This window comes from Deltaproteobacteria bacterium (genome assembly GCA_003696105.1).
GTDB lineage: Bacteria > Myxococcota_A > Polyangia > Haliangiales > J016 > J016.
In genome coordinates this window covers 1-18,617 of record RFGE01000257.1, presented here as the reverse complement: position 1 = coordinate 18,617, position 18,617 = coordinate 1, and the positions used below count along the sequence as shown (strand labels likewise).

The window sequence follows — 18,617 nt, the reverse complement described above, 5'->3', positions numbered from 1 at the left end:
GAAGGCCGCGTCGAAGGCGAAGGCCGCGTCGAAGGCGAAGACCGCGTCGAAGGCGAAGACCGCGTCGAAGGCGAAGGCCGCGTCGAAGGCGAAGGCCGCGTCGAAGGCGAAGGCCGCGTCGAAGGCGAAGACCGCCAAATAGGCGTGCGGCGGTCCACCGGGGACGCGGCGCACGTCGCGCGTGCCGCAAGCCGGGCCGTCACCGCAAGAGTCGGGCGCTGTCGCAGAGGTCCAACGCCGCCGGCGTCGCGTGGGGGCGCGAGCGCCGCGGCGGACGCTCGCGGGCCCCAGCTCGTGCGGCGACGTCCACGAGCCGCTCGCGGGCCCCGGGCCGCCGCGGTCACCGCGGCGGCGCGCCGCGCCGGCGTGCGCATCGCGTGCGACCGAAGCGATCCCGCGCGGCTGCCCTCCGTGTGCGCGACGGATTCGAACCGCTCGCTCCGCGAGGCACGTCGATTTTTCGCGAGCCGATCTCGTTCGGCCGCGCCACTTCGGTGGTGAACGCGCCGGGACGTCCCAGCTTCCACCGAACCACCCCAACCCCCCCGCCGGGAGCAGGAGATGCCCACCATGAACCGCACGCTTCCCTTGTGCGCCGCGCTCGCGCTGTCTGCCGCTTGCACCGTCGGCGACCCGGGCGGCCCCGCCGTCGAAACCGACGAGAGCCACATCGACCTGGTCGATAGCGACGGCGACGGCACGCCCGATTCGGTCGACATCGACGGCGACGGCGTCCCCGACGTGTCGCTCACCGACTGGTTCGGCTGTTCGATCTTGATCGACGGGGACGGCGACGGGGTGCCCGACGGGCTCGACCTCGACTGCGACGGCGCGGTGGACGTGCAGTGGTGCGACGCACCGCTGATCGACGCCGACGGCGACGGGATTCCCGACGGGATCGACCTGGACTGCGACGGCGTCGCCGACATCGACGTGGACGTGCCGCCGCCGGCGTGCGTGCCGCAGCCGGTGGACGGCGACGGCGACGGGGTGCCCGACGGGATCGACCTGGACTGCGACGGCGTCGCCGACGCGGATCTGCCCGTGCCGCCGGCGTGCGTGCCCCAACCGGTGGACGCCGACGGCGACGGGATTCCCGACGGGATCGACCTGGACTGCGACGGCGCGGCCGATCTGTCGTTCTGACGGCGCTGCCCCGCGACCGAGCGGCGGGGCGATTGCGGATTCGGTTCCGGATCCCGCGGCGAGCGTCTGTTCGCTCCCGCGGGGCCGGGTTTTTTTGAGCCGTTTTCCGCACATGGCCGCACCTCGGAGGCGATGTCGCCCACGCCGACAGTCCCCCTGTTCGCGCACGTTGGTCGCGCCGCCGCCCGCCCGGAGGTGGGGGCGGCCGTCGCGCCGGGCGGGGACGCAGCCCCCCTGCACTCCGGCCCTCGCGGCCGCACTCGCGGGCGCGAGGGCGCCCGGCTCCCCCTGGCGGCTCCAGTGGCGGTCGCGCGCGGGCGGCGCGCGGGCTGGCTCGCGGATTGAAAGGCCCCACCTGCCGTGCCGGAGCCCCCGTTGTTCGCGTCGAACGAAAGTTGTCGCATCATCGGTCTGACGCCGGGCGAGCGGCCCGACGCCGACCTCGCAATCGCGGTGGCCCGCGCCGGTGCGCTCGCCGTGCTGGACCTCGGTCGCGATGCGGACCGAGCGGCGCGCGCGATCGCCCGCGTGGCCGAGCGGTGCGCGCGGTTCGGCGTGCGGGTGCCGCGCGGCGTGGAGTTCGCCCCGGCTGCACTGCCGCCGCAGGTCGCCGCGGTGATCGTGCCGGCCGGCGCCGACCTCTCGCCGTGGGCGCCGCGCGCGGTCTACGTCCAGGTCACGTCGGTCGACCAGGCCCGCGCGGCCGTCGCCGCCGGCGCGGCGGCGATCATCGCCAAGGGGGCCGAGAGCGGTGGCGAGGTCGGCGACGAGACGACCTTCGTGCTGCTGCAGCGCCTGCTGGCCGCGGTGGACCGCCCGGTGTACGCGCAGGGCGGCATCGGCCTGCACACGGCCGCCGCGTGCATCGCCGGCGGCGCGGCCGGCGTCGTGGTCGACGCGCAGCTCGCGCTCGCGCGCGAGTCGACGGTGCCGGACGAGGTGCGCCGCGCGGTCGCGGCGATGGACGGCAGCGAGACGGTCGTGGTCGGCGGCCACCGCGTGCTGTCGCGACCCGATCTGCCGGTCGCGGCGATGACCGGCGCCGCGCCCGACGACGTGCGGCGGCGACTGGGTGCCGACGACCTGCGCGCGCAGCTCGTTCCGGTCGGCCAGGACGCCGCGTTCGCCCGGCCGCTGGCCGACCGCTATCGCACCGCGGGCGGCATCGTCGCCGCGTTGCGCGACGCGATCGGCGAGCACATCGCCGCCGCACGGCGAGCGCGGCCGCTGGCGCCGGACGCGCCGCTGGCCGCCGCCCACGGCCTGCGCTATCCGATCGCGCAGGGGCCGATGACGCGCGTGAGCGACCGCGCGGCGTTCGCGGAGGCGGTCGCCGGCGCGGGCGCGCTGCCGTTCGTCGCGCTGTCGCTGCTGCGCGGCCCCGACGCGCGCGCGCTGCTCGACGGCGTGCGCGAGCGGCTCGGCGACCGGCCGTGGGGCGTCGGTCTGCTCGGATTCGCGCCGCCGGCGCTGCGCGACGAGCAGCTCGCCGCGGTGCGCGCCGCGCGGCCGCCGGTGGCGCTGATCGCGGGCGGTCGGCCGTCTCAGGCGGCGCCGCTCGAGGCCGACGGCATCGCGACCTATCTGCACGCGCCGTCGCCCGGGCTGCTCGACCTGTTCTTGCGCGACGGCGCGCGACGGTTCGTGTTCGAGGGCCGCGAGTGCGGCGGCCACATCGGCCCGCGGTCGAGCTTTTCGTTGTGGCAGCAACAGATCGATCGCCTCATGGCCGTCGACGACCCCGGCGACCTGCACGTGCTGTTCGCCGGAGGCATTCACGACGCCCGCTCCGCGGCGATGGTCGCCGCGATGGCGGGACCGCTGGCCGAGCGGGGCGCGAAGGTCGGCGTGTTGATGGGCACGGCGTACTTGTTTACCGAGGAGGCGGTCGCGACCGGCGCGATCGCGCCGGTGTTCCAGCAGGCGGCGCTCGCGTGTGACCGCACCGTCGTGCTCGAGACGGCTCCGGGCCACGCGACCCGCTGCGTGGACACCGACTACGCGCGGGCGTTCTACGACCACAAGCGCCGCCTCGAGCGCTCGGGTGAGCCGCCCGAGCGCGTGTGGGAGCAGCTCGAGCGGCTCAACGTCGGCCGGCTGCGCATCGCGGCCAAGGGCCTGCGCCGGGACGGCGACCGGCTGGTGCGCGTGAGCGAGGAGGACCAGCGGCGAGACGGGCTGTTCATGATCGGCCAGGTCGCGGCGCTGCGCGGCGAGGTGTGTTCGATGGCCGAACTGCACGCGGACGTGTCGGAGGGGGCCACCGCGCGCATCGACGCGGCGCACGTGCCGCGCCCGGCGACTCCTGCGGAACCGCCGCCGGCGGACGTGGCCATCGTCGGGATGGCGTGCATCTACCCCGGCGCGGCCGATTCGCACGCGTTTTGGGCCCACATCGTCGCGGGCGTCAACTCGGTCACCGAGGTGCCGGCCGAACGGTGGAACCCGGCGCTGTACTACGACCCGGACGCGACGGGCGCGCGCGCGGGGCGAAAGACGCCGTCGAAGTGGGGCGGCTTTCTGCCGGACGTCGACTTCGATCCCATCGCCTACGGCATTCCGCCGAAGTCGCTGGCGGCGATCGAGCCGGTGCAACTGCTCGCGCTCGAGGTGGCGCGCCGCGCGCTCGCCGACGCCGGCTACGCGGACCGGCCGTTTTCGCGCGAACGGGCGTCGGTCATCTTCGGCGCCGAAGCCGGCACCGAGCTGTCGGGCGCGTACGGCTTTCGCGCGATGTACCCGCAACTGGCCGGAGAGCTGCCGCCCGAACTCGACGAGCACCTGCCGTCGCTCACGGAGGACTCGTTCCCCGGCGTGCTCGCCAACGTCATCGCGGGTCGAATCGCCAACCGGCTGGACCTCGGCGGCGTCAACTACACCGTCGACGCGGCGTGCGCCTCGTCGCTCGCTGCCGTCGACCTCGCCGTCAAGGAACTCGCGACCGGCGCGAGCGACATGGTGTTGTGCGGCGGCGCTGACGTGCACAACACGATCAACGACTACCTGCTGTTCGCGAGCGTGCACGCGCTGTCGCCATCGGGCCAGTGCCGTACGTTCGACGCGAGCGCCGACGGCATCGCGCTCGGAGAGGGCGTCGCGTGCGTCGTGCTCAAGCGGCTCGCGGACGCCGAGCGCGACGGCGACCGCATCTACGCGGTCATCCGCGGCATCGCGGGCTCGTCGGACGGCCGCAGCCTCGGGTTGACGGCGCCGCGGCGCGAGGGCCAGGTGCGCGCGCTCGAGCGCGCGTACCGGCGGGCCCGGGTGTCGCCGGCCGATGTCGGTCTGGTCGAGGCGCACGGTACCGGCACGGTCGTCGGCGATCGCACCGAGCTGGCCGCGCTCACCGACGTGTTCGAACGGGCCGGCGCGCGGCCGCGGTCGTGCGCGATCGGCTCGGTGAAGTCAAACATCGGCCACACGAAGTGCGCCGCGGGGATGGCGGGGCTGATCAAAGCCGCGCGCGCCGTGTACGCGGGCGTCCAGCCGCCGACGTTGCATATCGAACGACCCAATCCCGCGTGGCGCGCGGACCGCAGCCCGTTCGTGTTCGTCGATCGCGCGCGGCCGTGGCCTGACGACCGCCGGGTCGCGGCGGTGAGCGCGCTCGGGTTCGGCGGCACCAACTTCCACTGCGTCGTGTCGGCGTACGAGGGCGCGGATCGGCCCGAGGCGGGGCTCGACGAGTGGCCGTGCGAGCTGGTGTGGTTCCGCGCGCCGGATCGCGCGGCGGCGGTCGAGCGCGCCGGTCGGCTCGAGCGCGCGCTCGCCAGCGACGCCCCGGTGCGCCTGCGCGACGTCGCCCGCACTGTCACGCTCGCCGGCGACGGCCCGGTCCAGCTCGCGATCGTGGCCGACAGCGTCGCCGATCTGCGCGTCAAGCTGGCGGCCGCCTGCCGCGGCGATGCGGCGGCGGACGTGTGGTGGGCCGACGGCGCCGCCGCGGGCGACGTCGCGTTCCTGTTTCCGGGCCAGGGAAGCCAGCGCGTCGGCATGCTCGCCGACCTGTTCGTCGCGTTCCCGCGGTTGCAGCAGTGGCTCGCGCGCGCCGGCGACGTCGCCGCGCGCATGTTCCCGCCGGCGGCATTCTCCGCCGAGGAGCGCGCCGCGCAGCGCGCGGCGGTCACCGACACGCGCGCTGCGCAGCCGGCGCTGGGCGTCGCCGGGTTTGCGATGGCCGAGTTGCTCGACCGGCTCGGGGTGCGCGCCGCTCACTACGCGGGGCACAGCTACGGCGAGCTGGTGGCGCTGTGTCGAGCCGGCGCGATGGACTTCGACGCGCTCATGGCGCTGTCGGTCGCGCGCGCGGAGGCGATCGTAGCGGCCGCCGGCGACGATCCGGGGGCGATGGCCGCGGTCGCCGCGCCGGCCGGCGCGGTGGAGCAGGCGCTCGCGCACGCGGGCATCGCGCAGGTCGTGGTCGCCAATCGCAACGCGCCGGCGCAGACGGTGATCGCGGGACCGACTGCCGCCATCGCGCGCGCGGTCGACGCGCTGGCGGCGGCCGGCATGACCGCCCGCGCGCTCAACGTCGCGTGCGCGTTCCACAGCCCGGTGGTCGCCGGCGCTCGCGACGCGCTCGCCCGCGCCATCGACCGCGCCGGCGTCGCCGCGCCGGAGGCCCGCGTGTGGGCGAACGCGACGGCCGCGCCGTACCCGGCCGACGCCGCGGCGGTGCGCGCGCTGCTCGCGTCGCAGGTGGCGCGACCGGTGCGGTTCACCGAGCAGATCGAGGCGATGTACGCGGCGGGTGCGCGCGTGTTCGTCGAGGTCGGTCCGGGGCGCGTGTTGACGCGGCTGGTCGAGCTGACGCTCGGCGATCGGCCGCACCGGGCGATCCCGACCGACGTCGCGGGCGACCACGGGCTCCGCGCGCTTCAACGCGCGCTCGCACAGCTTGCGACCAGCGGCGTCGCCGTCGATCCGGCGGCGCTCTACGCCGGCCGCGATACGAAGGAGTTGGACATGCGTCAACCGCTGCCCGGGCGCTCCGCGTCCACCTGGAAGGTCAACGGATACCGCGCGACGCCGGCGTCGGGAGAGCCGCCGCGGGGGGCCTATCGGCCGACGCCGGTGCCGGTCGTCGCGCCGCCGCGCGCCGGTGCGCAATCCGTGGCGCGTGCAACGAGCGGCACGCGCTCGGTCGCCGGCGCGGGGACCGAGCCGGGCTCCGCGCCGGGCTCCGAGGCGGCGGTCGTCGAGTACCTGCGCAACATGCGCGAGGTCATCGCGGCCCAGCGCGACGTGATGCTCGCATGGCTGGGCGCCCGGCCGGCCGCCGATCGGCCGGCGCGCGCGGGCGCCGCGCCGGCGGTCGCCGCCCACCCGGCGCCCGCGCACGCCGCCGAGGGGGACGAGCGCGCGGTCGCGCCGGCGAGCCCGCCGGCGGACGCGCCGGCGAGCCCGGCGGCGGACGCCGCCGCACCGGCGCCGCAGGGCGCAGCGCAGGCGCGCGACCTGCGCGACGTGCTCCTCGCGATCGTGGCCGAACGCACCGGCTATCCGGTCGACATGCTCGGGCTCGACCTCGACCTCGAGGCGGAGCTGTCGATCGACAGCATCAAGCGGATCGAGATCCTCGGAGAGCTGCGCGACCGCGTCGGACTCGGGGCGCGCGGCGGCCAGTCCGAAGACGAGGTCGTCGAGCAGCTCGCGTCGGTCAAGACGTTGCGAGGCATCCTCGACTTTCTCTCCGCGCCCGACGGCGGCGACGCGGCCGCGGGGGACGCGCCGCCGGCGAACGAGGCGGCCGCGACGGACGCGCCGCCGGACGGGCGCGCCGCGACGGACGCGCCGCCGGACGGGCGCGCCGCGACGGACGCGCCGCGGGCAGCCGACGCCGCGCGCATCGGGACCGCCGGCCGCGCCGGCGACCACGCCGTGCCGGCCGCCGGTGCGCCGCGCCGGTTCGTCGTCACCGTCGAGCCCGCGCCGCCGCCGGCGCTCAACGGCACGTCCTTCGACGGCGCGCGCGTCGCCGTCGTCGACGACGGTGGCGGGGTCGCGCAACGGCTCGCCTCGGCGCTCGCCGACCTCGGGGCGCGCGCGGAGGTCGTCGACGCCGGCGCGGCGCACGGCGATCGCGCCGGCGGTGTGGACGGTCTGATCGATCTGGCGCCGCTGGCGGCCGGCGCGACCTGCGACGCGGTCGCGCGGGCGTTTCCGCGGGTGCGCGCGGCGCTCGCCGGCGGCGCTCGCTGGCTCGCGATCGCCACGCCCAACGGCGGCCGGTTCGGCGACGGGGCCGCGCGCGTCGTCGCCGGCGCCGGCGGCATGGTCAAGGCGCTCGCGCGCGAGTTCCCCGCCGCGAAATTGCGGGCGCTCGACTTCGATCGGGCCGACGGCGCGGAGCGCATCGCCGAGCGGATCCGCGTGGAACTGCTCGGCGTCGATCGGGTGGTCGAGGCCGGCTACGCGGGCGGCGATCGGTTCGTCCGCACCGTCGTGCCGGCACCTGCGCCCGACGCCGCGGTCGCCGCACTGTTGGACCGCGACTCGGTCGTCGTGGCGACCGGCGGAGCGCGCGGCATCACCGCGCGGGCCGTCGTCGAGCTCGCGCGGCGCTACCGCTGTCGCTTCGAACTGGTCGGCCGCACCCCGCTGCCTCCGGACGGCGGCGGCGACGATCCGGAGCTGGCGGCCGCCGGCGACGCGCGCGCGCTGCGATCGGTGTTGGCGGCGCGCGGCGTCGGCTCTCCTGCCGACATCGAGGCGGAGTGCCGGCGGTTGCTCGCTGTCCGCGCGATTCGCGCGACGCTCGCGGAGATCGCGCGCGCCGGCGGCGAGGCCGTCTACCACGCGGTCGACGTGCGCGACACCGCGGAGTGGTCGGCGCTCGTCGACGCCATCTACGCGCGGCACGGCCGGATCGACGGCGTCTTGCACGGCGCGGGCGTGGTCGAGGACAAGCTCGCGCGCGACAAGACGCCCGAGTCGTTCTCGCGCGTGTTCGCGACCAAGGTCGCGTCGGCCGTCGCGCTCGCCGACCGGCTGCGCGACGACGTTCGGTTCGTCGCGCTGTTCGGCTCGGTCAGCGGCGTGTTCGGCAACCGCGGCCAGGTCGATTACGCCGCGGCCAACGATGCGCTCGACGCGATCGCGCGGTGGCTCGACCGCCGCATCGCCGGCCGCGCCGTCGCGATCGACTGGGGACCGTGGGACGGCGGCGGCATGGTGAGCGACGAGCTGCGCCGGGCGTACGCGCGCCGCGGAGTGCAGTTGATCGACCCGGACGCGGGCGTGGCGGCGCTGTGCGCGGAGCTGGCGGCCGCCGACGGACCGAGCCAGGTCGTGTGGATGTGCGCCGAGCCGGCGGCGTTTTCGCTCCAGCCGGCGGCGCCGGCGGTCGATGGCTGAGCCGGTCGCCATCGTCGGCATGGCCGGGACGTTCCCCGGCGCCGCGGACGTCGACCGTTTGTGGGCCAACGTGTGCGCCGGCGTCGACGCGATCGGCCCCGTGCCGGCCGACCGCTGGGACGCGAGCTATTACGACCCGGCGGCGCGGCGAGCCGATCGGTTCTACTGCCGCCGCGGCGGATTCCTTGCCGAACCCACGATCGACGCCGCGGCGTTCGGCGTCGTGCCCGCGGCCGCCCGCGTCGCCGAGCCGGACCAGCTGCTCGCGTTGCAGGCGGCGGCCGCCGCGCTGGCCGATGCCGGCTGCCGGCCGCCGCGGCCGGAGCGGGCCGGCGTGATCCTCGGCCGCGGCGGTTACCTGACGCCGGCGATGGCGCGGCTCGACCTGTTCGTGCGCGGCGCCGAGTGCGCGGTCGCTGCCGTGCGCGCGGCGGTGCCGGACCTGCCCGACGACCAGGTCGAACGCGTGCGCGCGGCGTTCCAGGCCCAGGTCGACCTCGGCAGCCCCGACGCCGCGATCGGCCTCGTGCCCAACCTCGCCGCGTCGCGCATCGCGAACCGGCTCGACCTGCGCGGGCCGGCGTACGTCGTCGACGCCGCGTGCGCCAGCTCGCTCGTGGCGATCGACCACGCGTGCCGCGAGCTGGCGTCGCGGCGGTGCGACGTGGTGCTCGCCGGCGGCGTCCACGTGTGTCACGACGTGACGTTCTGGTCGGTGTTCACGCGGCTCGGCGCGCTCAGCCGCAGCGACCGGATCCGGCCGTTTCACCGCGACGCCGACGGGTTGCTGATCGGCGAGGGGGTGGGCGTGGTGGTCCTCAAGCGGCTCGCCGATGCCGAGCGCGACGGCGATCGCGTCTACGCGGTCATCCGCGGCGTCGGCATCGCCAGCGACGGCCGCGCGTCGACCGTGATGACGCCGCGGGTCGACGGCCAGGTGATGGCGCTCGAGCGCGCGTATCGCGCCGCGGGCATCGATCCGGCGAGCGTCGGGCTCATCGAGGCGCACGGCACCGCCACCCCCGCGGGCGACGCCGCCGAGATCGCGACCATGCGCCGCGTGTTCGGCGACCGCGGCGCACCGGTCGGCATCGGCTCGATCAAGTCGATGATCGGCCACGCGATGCCCGCAGCCGGCATCGCCGGGCTCATCAAGGCGGCGCTCGCGGTGTACCACGGCGTGCTGCCGCCGACGCTCCACTGCGACGAGCCGCACCCCGCGCTGGCCGGTTCGCGGCTTCGTCCAGTCGCGCGCGCGGAGGCGTGGGACGCGGGCGTGCGGCGCGCCGGGGTGAGCGCGTTCGGCTTCGGCGGCATCAACGCGCACGTCGTCCTCGACCAGCACGCCGGCGCGCGGCCGTCGCCGCGGCCGCGGCCGCGGGCGCCGGCGGCCGCGCGCATTCTGCTGGTGACGGCCGCGACCCCCGAGGGCCTCGCGCGTGCGGTCGCCACCGGGGTATCCGAACCGGGGCCGTGCCGGCTCGCGCTGGTCGACCCGACCGCCGAGCGGCGCGCGCGCGCCGCTCGCGTCGCGGCGCGCGGCGCGCCGTGGCGCGGCCGCCAGGACCTGTGGATCGCGCCCGGGTCCGGCGCGCTCGCCGCGGGCGGCAAGCTGGCGTTCGTGTTTCCGGGCATCGAGCCCGAGTTTTCGCCGCGCACCGACGACGTGGCGGCCCACTTCGGCCTGCCCGCGGCGGCGGCCGACCGCGGCAGCGACATCGAACGCCACACCGCCCGGCTCGTCGCCACCGGCCGGTTACTGGACGCCGCGCTCCGCCGGCTCGGCGTGCGTCCCGACTGCATCGCGGGGCACAGCGCGGGCGAATGGACGGGGATGGTTGCGGCCGAGATGATACCGGCGGATGCGGTCGATGCGTTCGCCGCGACGCTGCGACCCGGCAGCGTCGGGGTCGCCGACCTCGACTACCTCGCGGTCGGCTGCAGCGCCGCGCGCGCGGCGCGCGCGATCGCCGGCATCGACGGCGCGGTCGTGTCCCACGACAACTGCCCGCACCAGGCCGTCGTGTGCGGGCCACCGGCGGCGATCGCGGCGGCGGTCGACCGGCTGCGGGCCGAGCGCGTCCTGTGCCAGCGGTTGCCGTTTCGCTCGGGCTTTCACACTCCCGCGTACCGCGCACACGTCGGTGCGTTTCGCGACGTCGTCGACCGGTTGCCTCTGCAACCGGCGCGCATTCCGTTGTGGTCGGCGACCACCTGCGCGCCGTACCCGGACGACCCCGACGCGATCCGCGCGCTCGCCGTCGACCACCTCGTCGAGCCGGTGCGGTTTCGCGAGCTCGTCGACGCGCTGTACGCCGCCGGCGTGCGCGTATTCGTGCTCGTCGGCCCGACCGCGCTCGGCGGCTTCATCGACGACACCCTCCGCGGCCGCCCGCACGCGACCGTCGCCGCCAACAGCCCGCGGCGCGCGGGCCTCGCGCAGCTCGCGCGGGTCGCCGCGGCGCTGTGGACCGAGGGGGTGAACGTGCGGTTCGACGCCCTGCCGGTGACGGTCGACGGCGATCCGCGGCCGGCGCCCGCCGCGCCGCGCGCGCCCGTCGCGCTGGCGCTCGGCGCGCCGCGCATCTCGCTCGCCGGCCGGATCGCGCCCGCGGTCGCCGGCCGCGCGGCGCGGCCCGTCGCAGCGGCCGAGGCCGGCGAAGTCGCCGCCGACACGCCGCGCCCGGCAGCCGACACCGTGCGCGCGGGCGCGGGCAGGTTGCCGGCCGTGCGCGATCCGGTGGTCGCCGCGTTCGAGGCCAACCTCGCGCTGTTGCACGACGCGCAGCGCGACGTGCTCGCCGCGCTCGAGCGGGCGCGCCGCGCGCCGCCGCGCTCGCAGCCGCCGCCAGCGCGCGCGGCATGGCGGCACCGGGTGTCCCTCGACGACTACCCCGAACTGGCCGACCACACCTTCTATCGCCAGCGCGACGGCTGGCCGCACTGGCCCGACCGTTTTCCGGTGGTGCCGATGACGATGCACATCGACCTCATGGTCGAGGCGGCGGCGCGGGTCGCGCCGGGGCGGGTCGCGGTGGCGGTCGAGAACGTTTCGGCGCATCGCTGGCTCGCCGTCGCGCCGCCGGCGGAGGTCGACATCTCCGCCGCGTTCGACGGAGCCGATCGCGTCGATGTGCGGATCGGGGATTACGCTGCCGGCACGGTCGTCGTGGCGACGACCTATCCGCCGGCACCCGCACCGTCGGCGGAGCCGATCGGCGATCCGCGCCCCCCGGAGGTGGACGCGGGCCGGCTGTACGACGATCGCTGGATGTTTCACGGCCCCGCCTACCGCGGCGTGCGCCGCCTCGGTCCGATCGGCGCCGGCGGCATTCGCGGCGAACTCGCCGCGCTGCCGGCGCGCGGTGCGCTGCTCGACAACGCCGGCCAGCTCATGGGCTACTGGGTGATGGCGAACACCGAGGTCGATCGGCTCGCATTTCCCGTGCGGATCGCGTCGATCGAGTGGTTCGCGCCGCCGCCCGCCGAGGGCCGCGCGGTCGACTGCACCGTGTGGATCCGGCGGGTCGACCACGCGCTCGTACGCGCGGACATGGAGCTGGTCGACGCGGGGCGGCTCTGGGCGCGCGCGACCGGCTGGGTCGACAAGCGGTTCGACACCGACGAGGTCGTCTGGCCCATGTTGCGGTTCCCCGAGCGGCGGATGCTGTCGGAGCGCGAAGACGGCGGCGTGTACGTGTGCGTCGAGCGCTGGCGCGGCGCGGCGTCGCGCGAGCTGATCGCCCGGCGTTATCTCGGCGCAGACGAGTACGCGGTCTACGAACGGCTCGGCGCGCGCCGCCAGCGCGGGTGGCTCGTCGGGCGCATCGCCGCCAAGGACGCCGTGCGCGACTGGCTGTGGCGCCGCGGACTCGGCGCGGTGTTTCCCGCCGAGGTGCGGATCGACAGCGACGCGGCGGGCGGGCCGGTGGTCGCGGCCGCAACGGGGTGCGCGCGCGCGGTGGCCGACGCGCTCGCCGGCGGCCGCGTGGCCGTGTCGATCGCGCACAAGCCGCACCTCGGCGTCGCGCGGCTCGCGCACGGGCCGGGGGCGCGCGTCGGCGTCGACGTCGAGACGATCGCGCCGCGCGGCGACGGGTTCGCCCACGTGGCGTTCACCGACGGCGAGCGGCGCGCGCGCGGCGGCGTCGATCGCGACGAGTGGTTCGCGCGGGTGTGGGCGGCCAAGGAGGCCGCCGCGAAGGCCGCCGGCACCGGCCTGATGGGCAACCCGAGGCGCTTCGAAGTCGTCGAGGTCGCCGGCGACCGCATGCTGGTCGCGCGTGCCGGCGGTGACCGCGCGTGGGTGACGACCCGCCGCCGCGGCGATGCGATCGTCGCGTGGACGGCCGGCGACGACGGCGGCACGCCGTGCGCGTGACGGAGGCGCCGTGACCGAAGCAGGACGAGTGAGTCGATGACGAATCTGACGCGAGACGATGTGTTGCAAACGGTTCGCAGGTTGATCGTCGAGGTGGTCGGCGACGACCTCGACATGACCGGCCCGATCGAGTTGGCGACGTCCTTCGGCCGCGATCTCGAACTCGAGAGCATCGAGTTCGTTGCGCTCGCCGAGAAGCTGCAACAGCACTACGGCGACGCAGTCGACTTCACCGCGTGGCTGGCGGACAAGGACCTCGACGAGATCATCGCGCTCACGGTCGGCGACCTGGTGGAGTACATCGCCGCGTGTCGTTCGTAGTTGCAAACGGCGTGCGGCTGCACGCGGTCGCGCTCGACCCGCCGGGGCCGCCGGTCGACCCGCCGGTCGTCATGTTGCACGGCCTGCTGATCGGCAATCTGACGACCTGGTATTTCACGGCCGCGCCGGCGCTGGCGCGCCGCCGGCGCGTCCTGCTGTACGACCTGCGCGGCCACGGTCGCAGCGACGTGCCGCCGTCCGGCTACGACGTCGCCACGCAGGCGCGCGATTTGGCCGGCGTCGTCGCCTGCCTGCCGCGAGTCGCTCTCGTCGGGCACAGCTACGGCGCATTGATCGCGTTGCGGTTCGCGCTGGACCATCCGAATCGCGTCGACCGGCTCGTGCTCGTCGAGGCGCCGCTGCCGCCGGCGCGCATGGGCGAGACCGCGGCGTTCGCCCGCCGCGCTCCGGCCGACATGGCGGCGGCGCTGCCGGCGGAGCTGCGCGCGGTCGTCGGCGCGGGAGGCCGGCGCGCTCGCCGGCTCGTCGCGCAGCTCGCGCGTCTTTCGCGCGACACCACGCTGCTGGCCGACGTCGACGCCGAGGGCGACGTCGACGACGCGGAGCTTGCGCGCGTGTCGTGCCGGGCGCTGGTCGTTTGCGGGCGGCGGTCGGCGTGCGCGCCGGCCGGCGAGCGGCTCGCGCGCGCCATCCCGCGCGCCGACTTCGTCGTGCTCGACGGCGGCCACTACCTGCACCTCGATCAGCCGCGCGCGCTCACCGGCGCGATCGCGAGGTTCTTCGATGGCTGAGGTCATCGCAAACGGCGTGCGTCACCACGTCCAGCGCCTCGGACCGACCACCGGCGCGCCGGTCGTGTTCGTCCACGGTCTGGTGATGGACAACCTGTCGAGCTGGTACTTCACGGCGGCGCCGCGCGTCGCACGCGCGCGCCCGGTCGTGGTGTACGACCTGCGCGGCCACGGCCGCAGCGACCGGCCGGCCACCGGCTACACCATCGACGTGCTCGCGGCGGATCTCGCCGCGCTGCTCGATGCGCTCGGGGTATTCGAGCCGATCGGCCTGGCCGGAAACAGCTTCGGCGGCGCGCTCGCCCTCGCGTTCGCCGCGCGTCATCCCGAGCGCGTGGCGCGGATGGCGCTGGTGGACGCTCACGGCGGCGCGCCCGACTGGGCCGAGAAGATGGCGGCGACCCTCGAACTGCGCGGCGACGCGCGCGACCGCGCGATCGCGGCCAACTTTCGCAACTGGCTCGGCCGGCACAGCGCGCGCAAGCGGACGCGGCTGGCGGCGGCCGCCGCCGCGCTCGTGTACGACACGACGCTCGTCGACGACATCCGGCGATCGCCAGCGCTCGCCGGCGCGCAACTGGCCGCCGTTCGCTGTCCGGTTCTCGCGCTGTACGGCGAGCAGTCGGACGCGCGCGCCGCCGGCGAGCGCCTCGCCGCCGCGCTGCCCGACTGCGCCCTGCGGATTGTGCCCGGTTGCACGCACTCCGTGCTGTGGGAACGGACCGACGAGGTGTGCGGCGCGCTCGCCGATTGGTTCGCGGAGGGAGCTCGGTGAGCCGCGTGCTGTTCGTCGTCCCGCCGCTGATGGGACACATCAATCCCACGGTGTCGGTCGCGCGCGAACTGTCGGCACGCGGCCACGCGGTCGCGTGGGTCGGCCACGCGCGGGCGTTGGCGCGGGCGTTGCCGCCCGATGCGACGCGGTTCGCGCTCGACGACGACGTGCCCGACGACGTCGCCGCACCGATCGCGGCGCGCGCCACGGCGGCCCGCGGCGCCGCGCGGCTCAAGCTGTTGTGGGAGGAGTTTTTCGCGCCGCTGGCGCGCCAGATGGTGCCGGGCGTCGACGCGGCGATCGATCGGTGGCGCCCCGACGTGGTCGTCGTCGACCAGCAGGCGGTCGCCGGCGCGATCGCCGCGCGGCGACGCGCGCTGCCGTGGGTCACGTTCGCCACGACGTCCGCCGGCGTGGTCGATCCGCTCGCGGGGCTGCCAAAGGTGCGCGCGTGGCTCGACGAACTGATCGCGGGGCTGTTCGCCGCCGCCGGGGTCGACGCGGGGCCGGCGCCGGAGCGCTCGCCCTACCTCGTCGTCGCGTTCTCCACGCGGGCGCTCGTCGGCGACGCGGCGCTGCCCGGGCGCGTCGAGTTCGTCGGCCCGTCGATCAGCGATCGGCCCGAGCCGGTCGACTTCCCGTGGAGCGCGCTGCGCGACGGGCCGCGCGTGCTCGTGACGCTCGGGACGGTCAACGCGCGCGCCGGCGCCCGGTTCTTCGGCGAGGTGGTCGAGGCGCTCGGCGGCGGTCCGATTCAGGTCGTGCTCGTCGCGCCGCGCGACTGCGCGCCCGCCGCCATGCCCGACAACGTCCTGCGGCGCGACTTCGTCCCGCAGCTCGCGCTGTTGCCACACGTCGACGCGGTCGTGTGCCACGCCGGCCACAACACGGTGGTCGAGGCGCTGGCCCACGGGCGGCCGCTCGTCGTCGCGCCGATCGTCGACGATCAGCCGGTGGTCGCTCAGCAGGTCGTGGAGGCGGGCGCGGGCATCCGCGTCAAGTTCGGCCGGGTGCGCGCGCCCGCGCTGCGCGACGCGGTGATGCGCGTGCTCGACGAGTCGGCGTTCGCCGAAGCGGCCTCGCGGATCGCGGAGTCGTTCGCCCGCGCCGGCGGTGCGCCGCGCGCGGCGGACTTGATCGAGGAGTGGATGGCATGACGTGGTTGATGGCGGTGCTCGCGGCCGTGTTCGCCGTGGATGCGGTGCGTATGCGCGGGCGGCTTTCGGCCCTCGCCGTGCTCGGCGACGCGCGCGGCGACGGCGCCGGCTCCGGCGACGCGCCGTCCGCGTCCGAGGCGGCCGCGCGGGAAGCCGGCCGGCCTGCGGCGGCGGCCGAACGCGACGGGGAGGCGCGCGCTCCGTCTGCGCCCGGCGCGGCGGATGACGACTTTGCCGTGTTCGCCGCGCCCGGCGCGCAGGTCGACGCGGAGACCGTCGTCGCCGCTCGGGCGTACGCGCGGCGCCACCGCCTCGACGCGGTCGACCTCGTGCCGCGGGATCTGCCGGCGGTTCGCGCCATGGCGCTCGCGCAGCTCGTCGACGTGCCGAGCTACCGGCGGCGCCGGCTCGCGCCGGGGCGGACGGCCGGTGCCGCCGTCGCGGTGTCCGCCGATCTGGTCCGGCGTGCGCGCGCCTGCGAAAACGACGTCGCCGATCCGGTGCGATTCGCGCGGTTCGCGGCGCGATTGAAGCGGTACGCGTGTACCGGCACCGACCTGGCGGTCGCGCCGCGGTTGCGCGCGCCGCGCGAGTCGCTCGCGTGGCGCTATGCCGTCACCCGCGAGGTCGTCGGCGGCGCGACCCCGTTCGTGCTGGGCGCGCAGTTCGCGGTGTTCGCGGCGATCGTCGCCGGGCTCGCGATGGCTCCCGCGTGGGGACTCGCTGCGCTCGTGTCGTTGCATCTGCAGCCGGTGATCGCGATCGCGGGGACGCCCGTCCGCAGCCGGGACCTGTGGTGGGTCGCGCTCGCCCGGCTGCCGTACGAGCTGGCGCTGTGGGCGGTCACGGTCGCGCGCCGCCGGCCGCCCGCGCCCGGCGACCCCGATCCGGTCGACGCGCTGCGCCCCACGTACGGCGCGTTGCTCGACCGCGGCATCGATCGGTTTTTCGAGCCGCGGCGCGACACCTGTCCGCTCTGCGGCGGCCGCGATCTGCGCGTTCACTTGCGCACGACCGACCTGCTGCAGCAAAAACCGGGGCGGTTCACGCTCGAGCGGTGTCGCGACTGCGGCCACGTGTTCCAGAACCCGCGGCTGTCACTCGAGGGGCTCGACTTCTACTACCGCGACTTCTACGACGGCCTCGGCGAGCGCGGGATGGAGTTCATCTTCGGGTTCCACGACGGCCCGTACCGGGCGCGGGCGGAGATGCTGCGCGGCCACGCGCAGCCGCGGCGCTGGCTCGACGTCGGCGGTGGCCACGGCCACTTTTGCTGCGCGGCGCGCGACGTGTGGCCGGACACGGCGTTCGACATGCTCGACCTGTCGGACGCGGTCGACGACGCGGTCGACCGCGGCTGGGCCGACCGCGGTTTCCGCGGCCTGTTCCCGGAGCTGGCCGCCGATCTCGCCGGCCGCTACGACGTCGTGAGCATGAGCCACTACCTGGAGCACACGCGCGATCCGGCCGCCGAACTCGATGCCGCGCGCACCGCGTTGGCGCCCGGCGGTCATTTGCTCGTCGAGGTGCCGGACCCGGAGTCGCCGCTCGGCCGCCTGCTCGGCCGCTACTGGATTCCATGGTTCCAGCCGCAACATCAGCACCTCGTATCGCGGCGCAACCTGGACCGCATGTTGCGCGAGCGCGGCTTCGAGCCGGTGGTGTGGCACCGGGGCGAGGCGCACCAGCGGGTCGACTTCGTCCTCGCTGCGTTCTTGTTGCTCGACCGCATCGCGCCGCCCACCGGCCGGCCGTGGCGGCCGCGCGCCGGCGCCGCTCGGCGCGCGTGGCGCAACGCGGTGTGGGCGGCGGGCGTGCCACTCGTGCTCGCGGGCCGCGTCGTCGACGCGCTCGCGGACCCGCTGGTGCGCCGATTTGGCCTGTCGAACACCTACCGCGTGCTCGCCCGGAGGCACCCGTGAGCGCCGGCGCCGCGCCGATCCCGGACGAGTACCTGGCCGACCCCGGGCGCTACTTCCTCGAGTGGGTGCCGCGTGTGCTGGCCCAGCAGCCGGACCTCGGCGAGCGGTTCGGGCGTGCCGGAGAGATCGCGCAGATCCATCTCACGGGCGACCGCGGCGGCTGGTGGCACTTCGTGCTCGCCGGCGGTCGCGTCGACGTGCGCGCCGGCCGGCACGAGCGCCCGTCGTTCACCGTGACGATGGACGTTGACGTGTGGCGCGGCCTGCGCCGCGGCGACCGCAACGGCCTCGTCGAGCTACTGCGCGGTCGCATTCGCCTGTCCGGCAGCAAGCGCGCCCTGCTGCGCGTCGGCCGCCTGCTCGGCTAGCTGGCTGTGGCGCATGGGCGCGCCGATACGCACCCGCCACGTGGCTGCCGTTCCGCATGGGCGCGCCAAGGCGCACCCGCCACGTGGCTGCCGTTCCGGAATGCAGTGCGCCTCGGGAAACGTCCTTGGCCTCTCCCGCGAGGCGCGACGAAGGCGCTCGGCGGGCCCGAGGCGGTGAGGAGCTACGCGGCCGGAGGCTACAGCGACGTCGCATGGGAGGTGCTGTATCCCGGGACGGTCCCCGGCACACCGGTGGCGGGAAACGCCGCTGCGCGCATCCCCAGCGCCGCGGGCGCGGCGTTGGCGGGCGCGGGCGCGGGCGCCGGACTACCGGCGGGCGCGGGCGCCGGGCTGCCGGCGGGCGCGGCGTCGGCGGGCGCGGGTGCGGGCGCGGGCGCGGGCGCCGGACTACCGGCGGGCGCGGGCGCCGGGCTGCCGG

The 18,617-nt window shown here is 76.0% G+C and carries 10 protein-coding genes and 1 pseudogene; all 11 read left to right on the top strand.

Features of this window, described 5'->3' with window-relative positions; genetic code table 11:
* Window positions 1-131, top strand: a pseudogene (locus D6689_16490) (cell division protein ZapC).
* A 439-nt stretch (window positions 132-570) separates the two neighbouring features.
* On the top strand, window positions 571-1,146 hold the full coding sequence (locus tag D6689_16485) for a hypothetical protein (GenBank protein ID RMH39481.1): 576 nt from the start codon (window positions 571-573) through the stop codon (window positions 1,144-1,146).
* Window positions 1,147-1,557: 411 nt separating this feature from the next.
* A complete protein-coding gene (locus D6689_16480) occupies window positions 1,558-8,502 on the top strand; it encodes an SDR family oxidoreductase (GenBank protein RMH39482.1) in 6,945 nt (2,314 codons plus the stop codon).
* Window positions 8,495-12,883: an acyltransferase domain-containing protein gene (locus D6689_16475; GenBank protein ID RMH39480.1), complete on the top strand. Its 4,389-nt coding sequence runs from the start codon at window positions 8,495-8,497 to the stop codon at window positions 12,881-12,883. The genes D6689_16480 and D6689_16475 overlap by 8 nt, the downstream gene beginning before the upstream one ends.
* 36 nt (window positions 12,884-12,919) lie before the next feature.
* Window positions 12,920-13,204, top strand: a complete 285-nt coding sequence (locus tag D6689_16470; GenBank protein RMH39479.1) for an acyl carrier protein — start codon at window positions 12,920-12,922, stop codon at window positions 13,202-13,204.
* Window positions 13,205-13,215: 11 nt separating this feature from the next.
* Window positions 13,216-13,956, top strand: coding sequence for an alpha/beta hydrolase (locus D6689_16465; GenBank protein ID RMH39478.1), 741 nt, complete (start codon window positions 13,216-13,218; stop codon window positions 13,954-13,956).
* Window positions 13,949-14,731: an alpha/beta fold hydrolase gene (locus D6689_16460; protein RMH39477.1), complete on the top strand. Its 783-nt coding sequence runs from the start codon at window positions 13,949-13,951 to the stop codon at window positions 14,729-14,731. The genes D6689_16465 and D6689_16460 overlap by 8 nt, the downstream gene beginning before the upstream one ends.
* Window positions 14,728-15,888: a glycosyltransferase gene (locus tag D6689_16455; GenBank protein ID RMH39476.1), complete on the top strand. Its 1,161-nt coding sequence runs from the start codon at window positions 14,728-14,730 to the stop codon at window positions 15,886-15,888. Before D6689_16460 ends, D6689_16455 begins: the two co-directional genes overlap by 4 nt.
* Window positions 15,876-17,810: a class I SAM-dependent methyltransferase gene (locus D6689_16450; protein ID RMH39475.1), complete on the top strand. Its 1,935-nt coding sequence runs from the start codon at window positions 15,876-15,878 to the stop codon at window positions 17,808-17,810. Before D6689_16455 ends, D6689_16450 begins: the two co-directional genes overlap by 13 nt.
* Window positions 17,468-18,178, top strand: coding sequence for a hypothetical protein (locus D6689_16445; protein ID RMH39474.1), 711 nt, complete (start codon window positions 17,468-17,470; stop codon window positions 18,176-18,178). The genes D6689_16450 and D6689_16445 overlap by 343 nt, the downstream gene beginning before the upstream one ends.
* 252 nt (window positions 18,179-18,430) lie before the next feature.
* Window positions 18,431-18,617 (top strand): TetR/AcrR family transcriptional regulator (locus D6689_16440; protein RMH39473.1); only part of this gene is annotated, 187 nt, incomplete at its 3' end.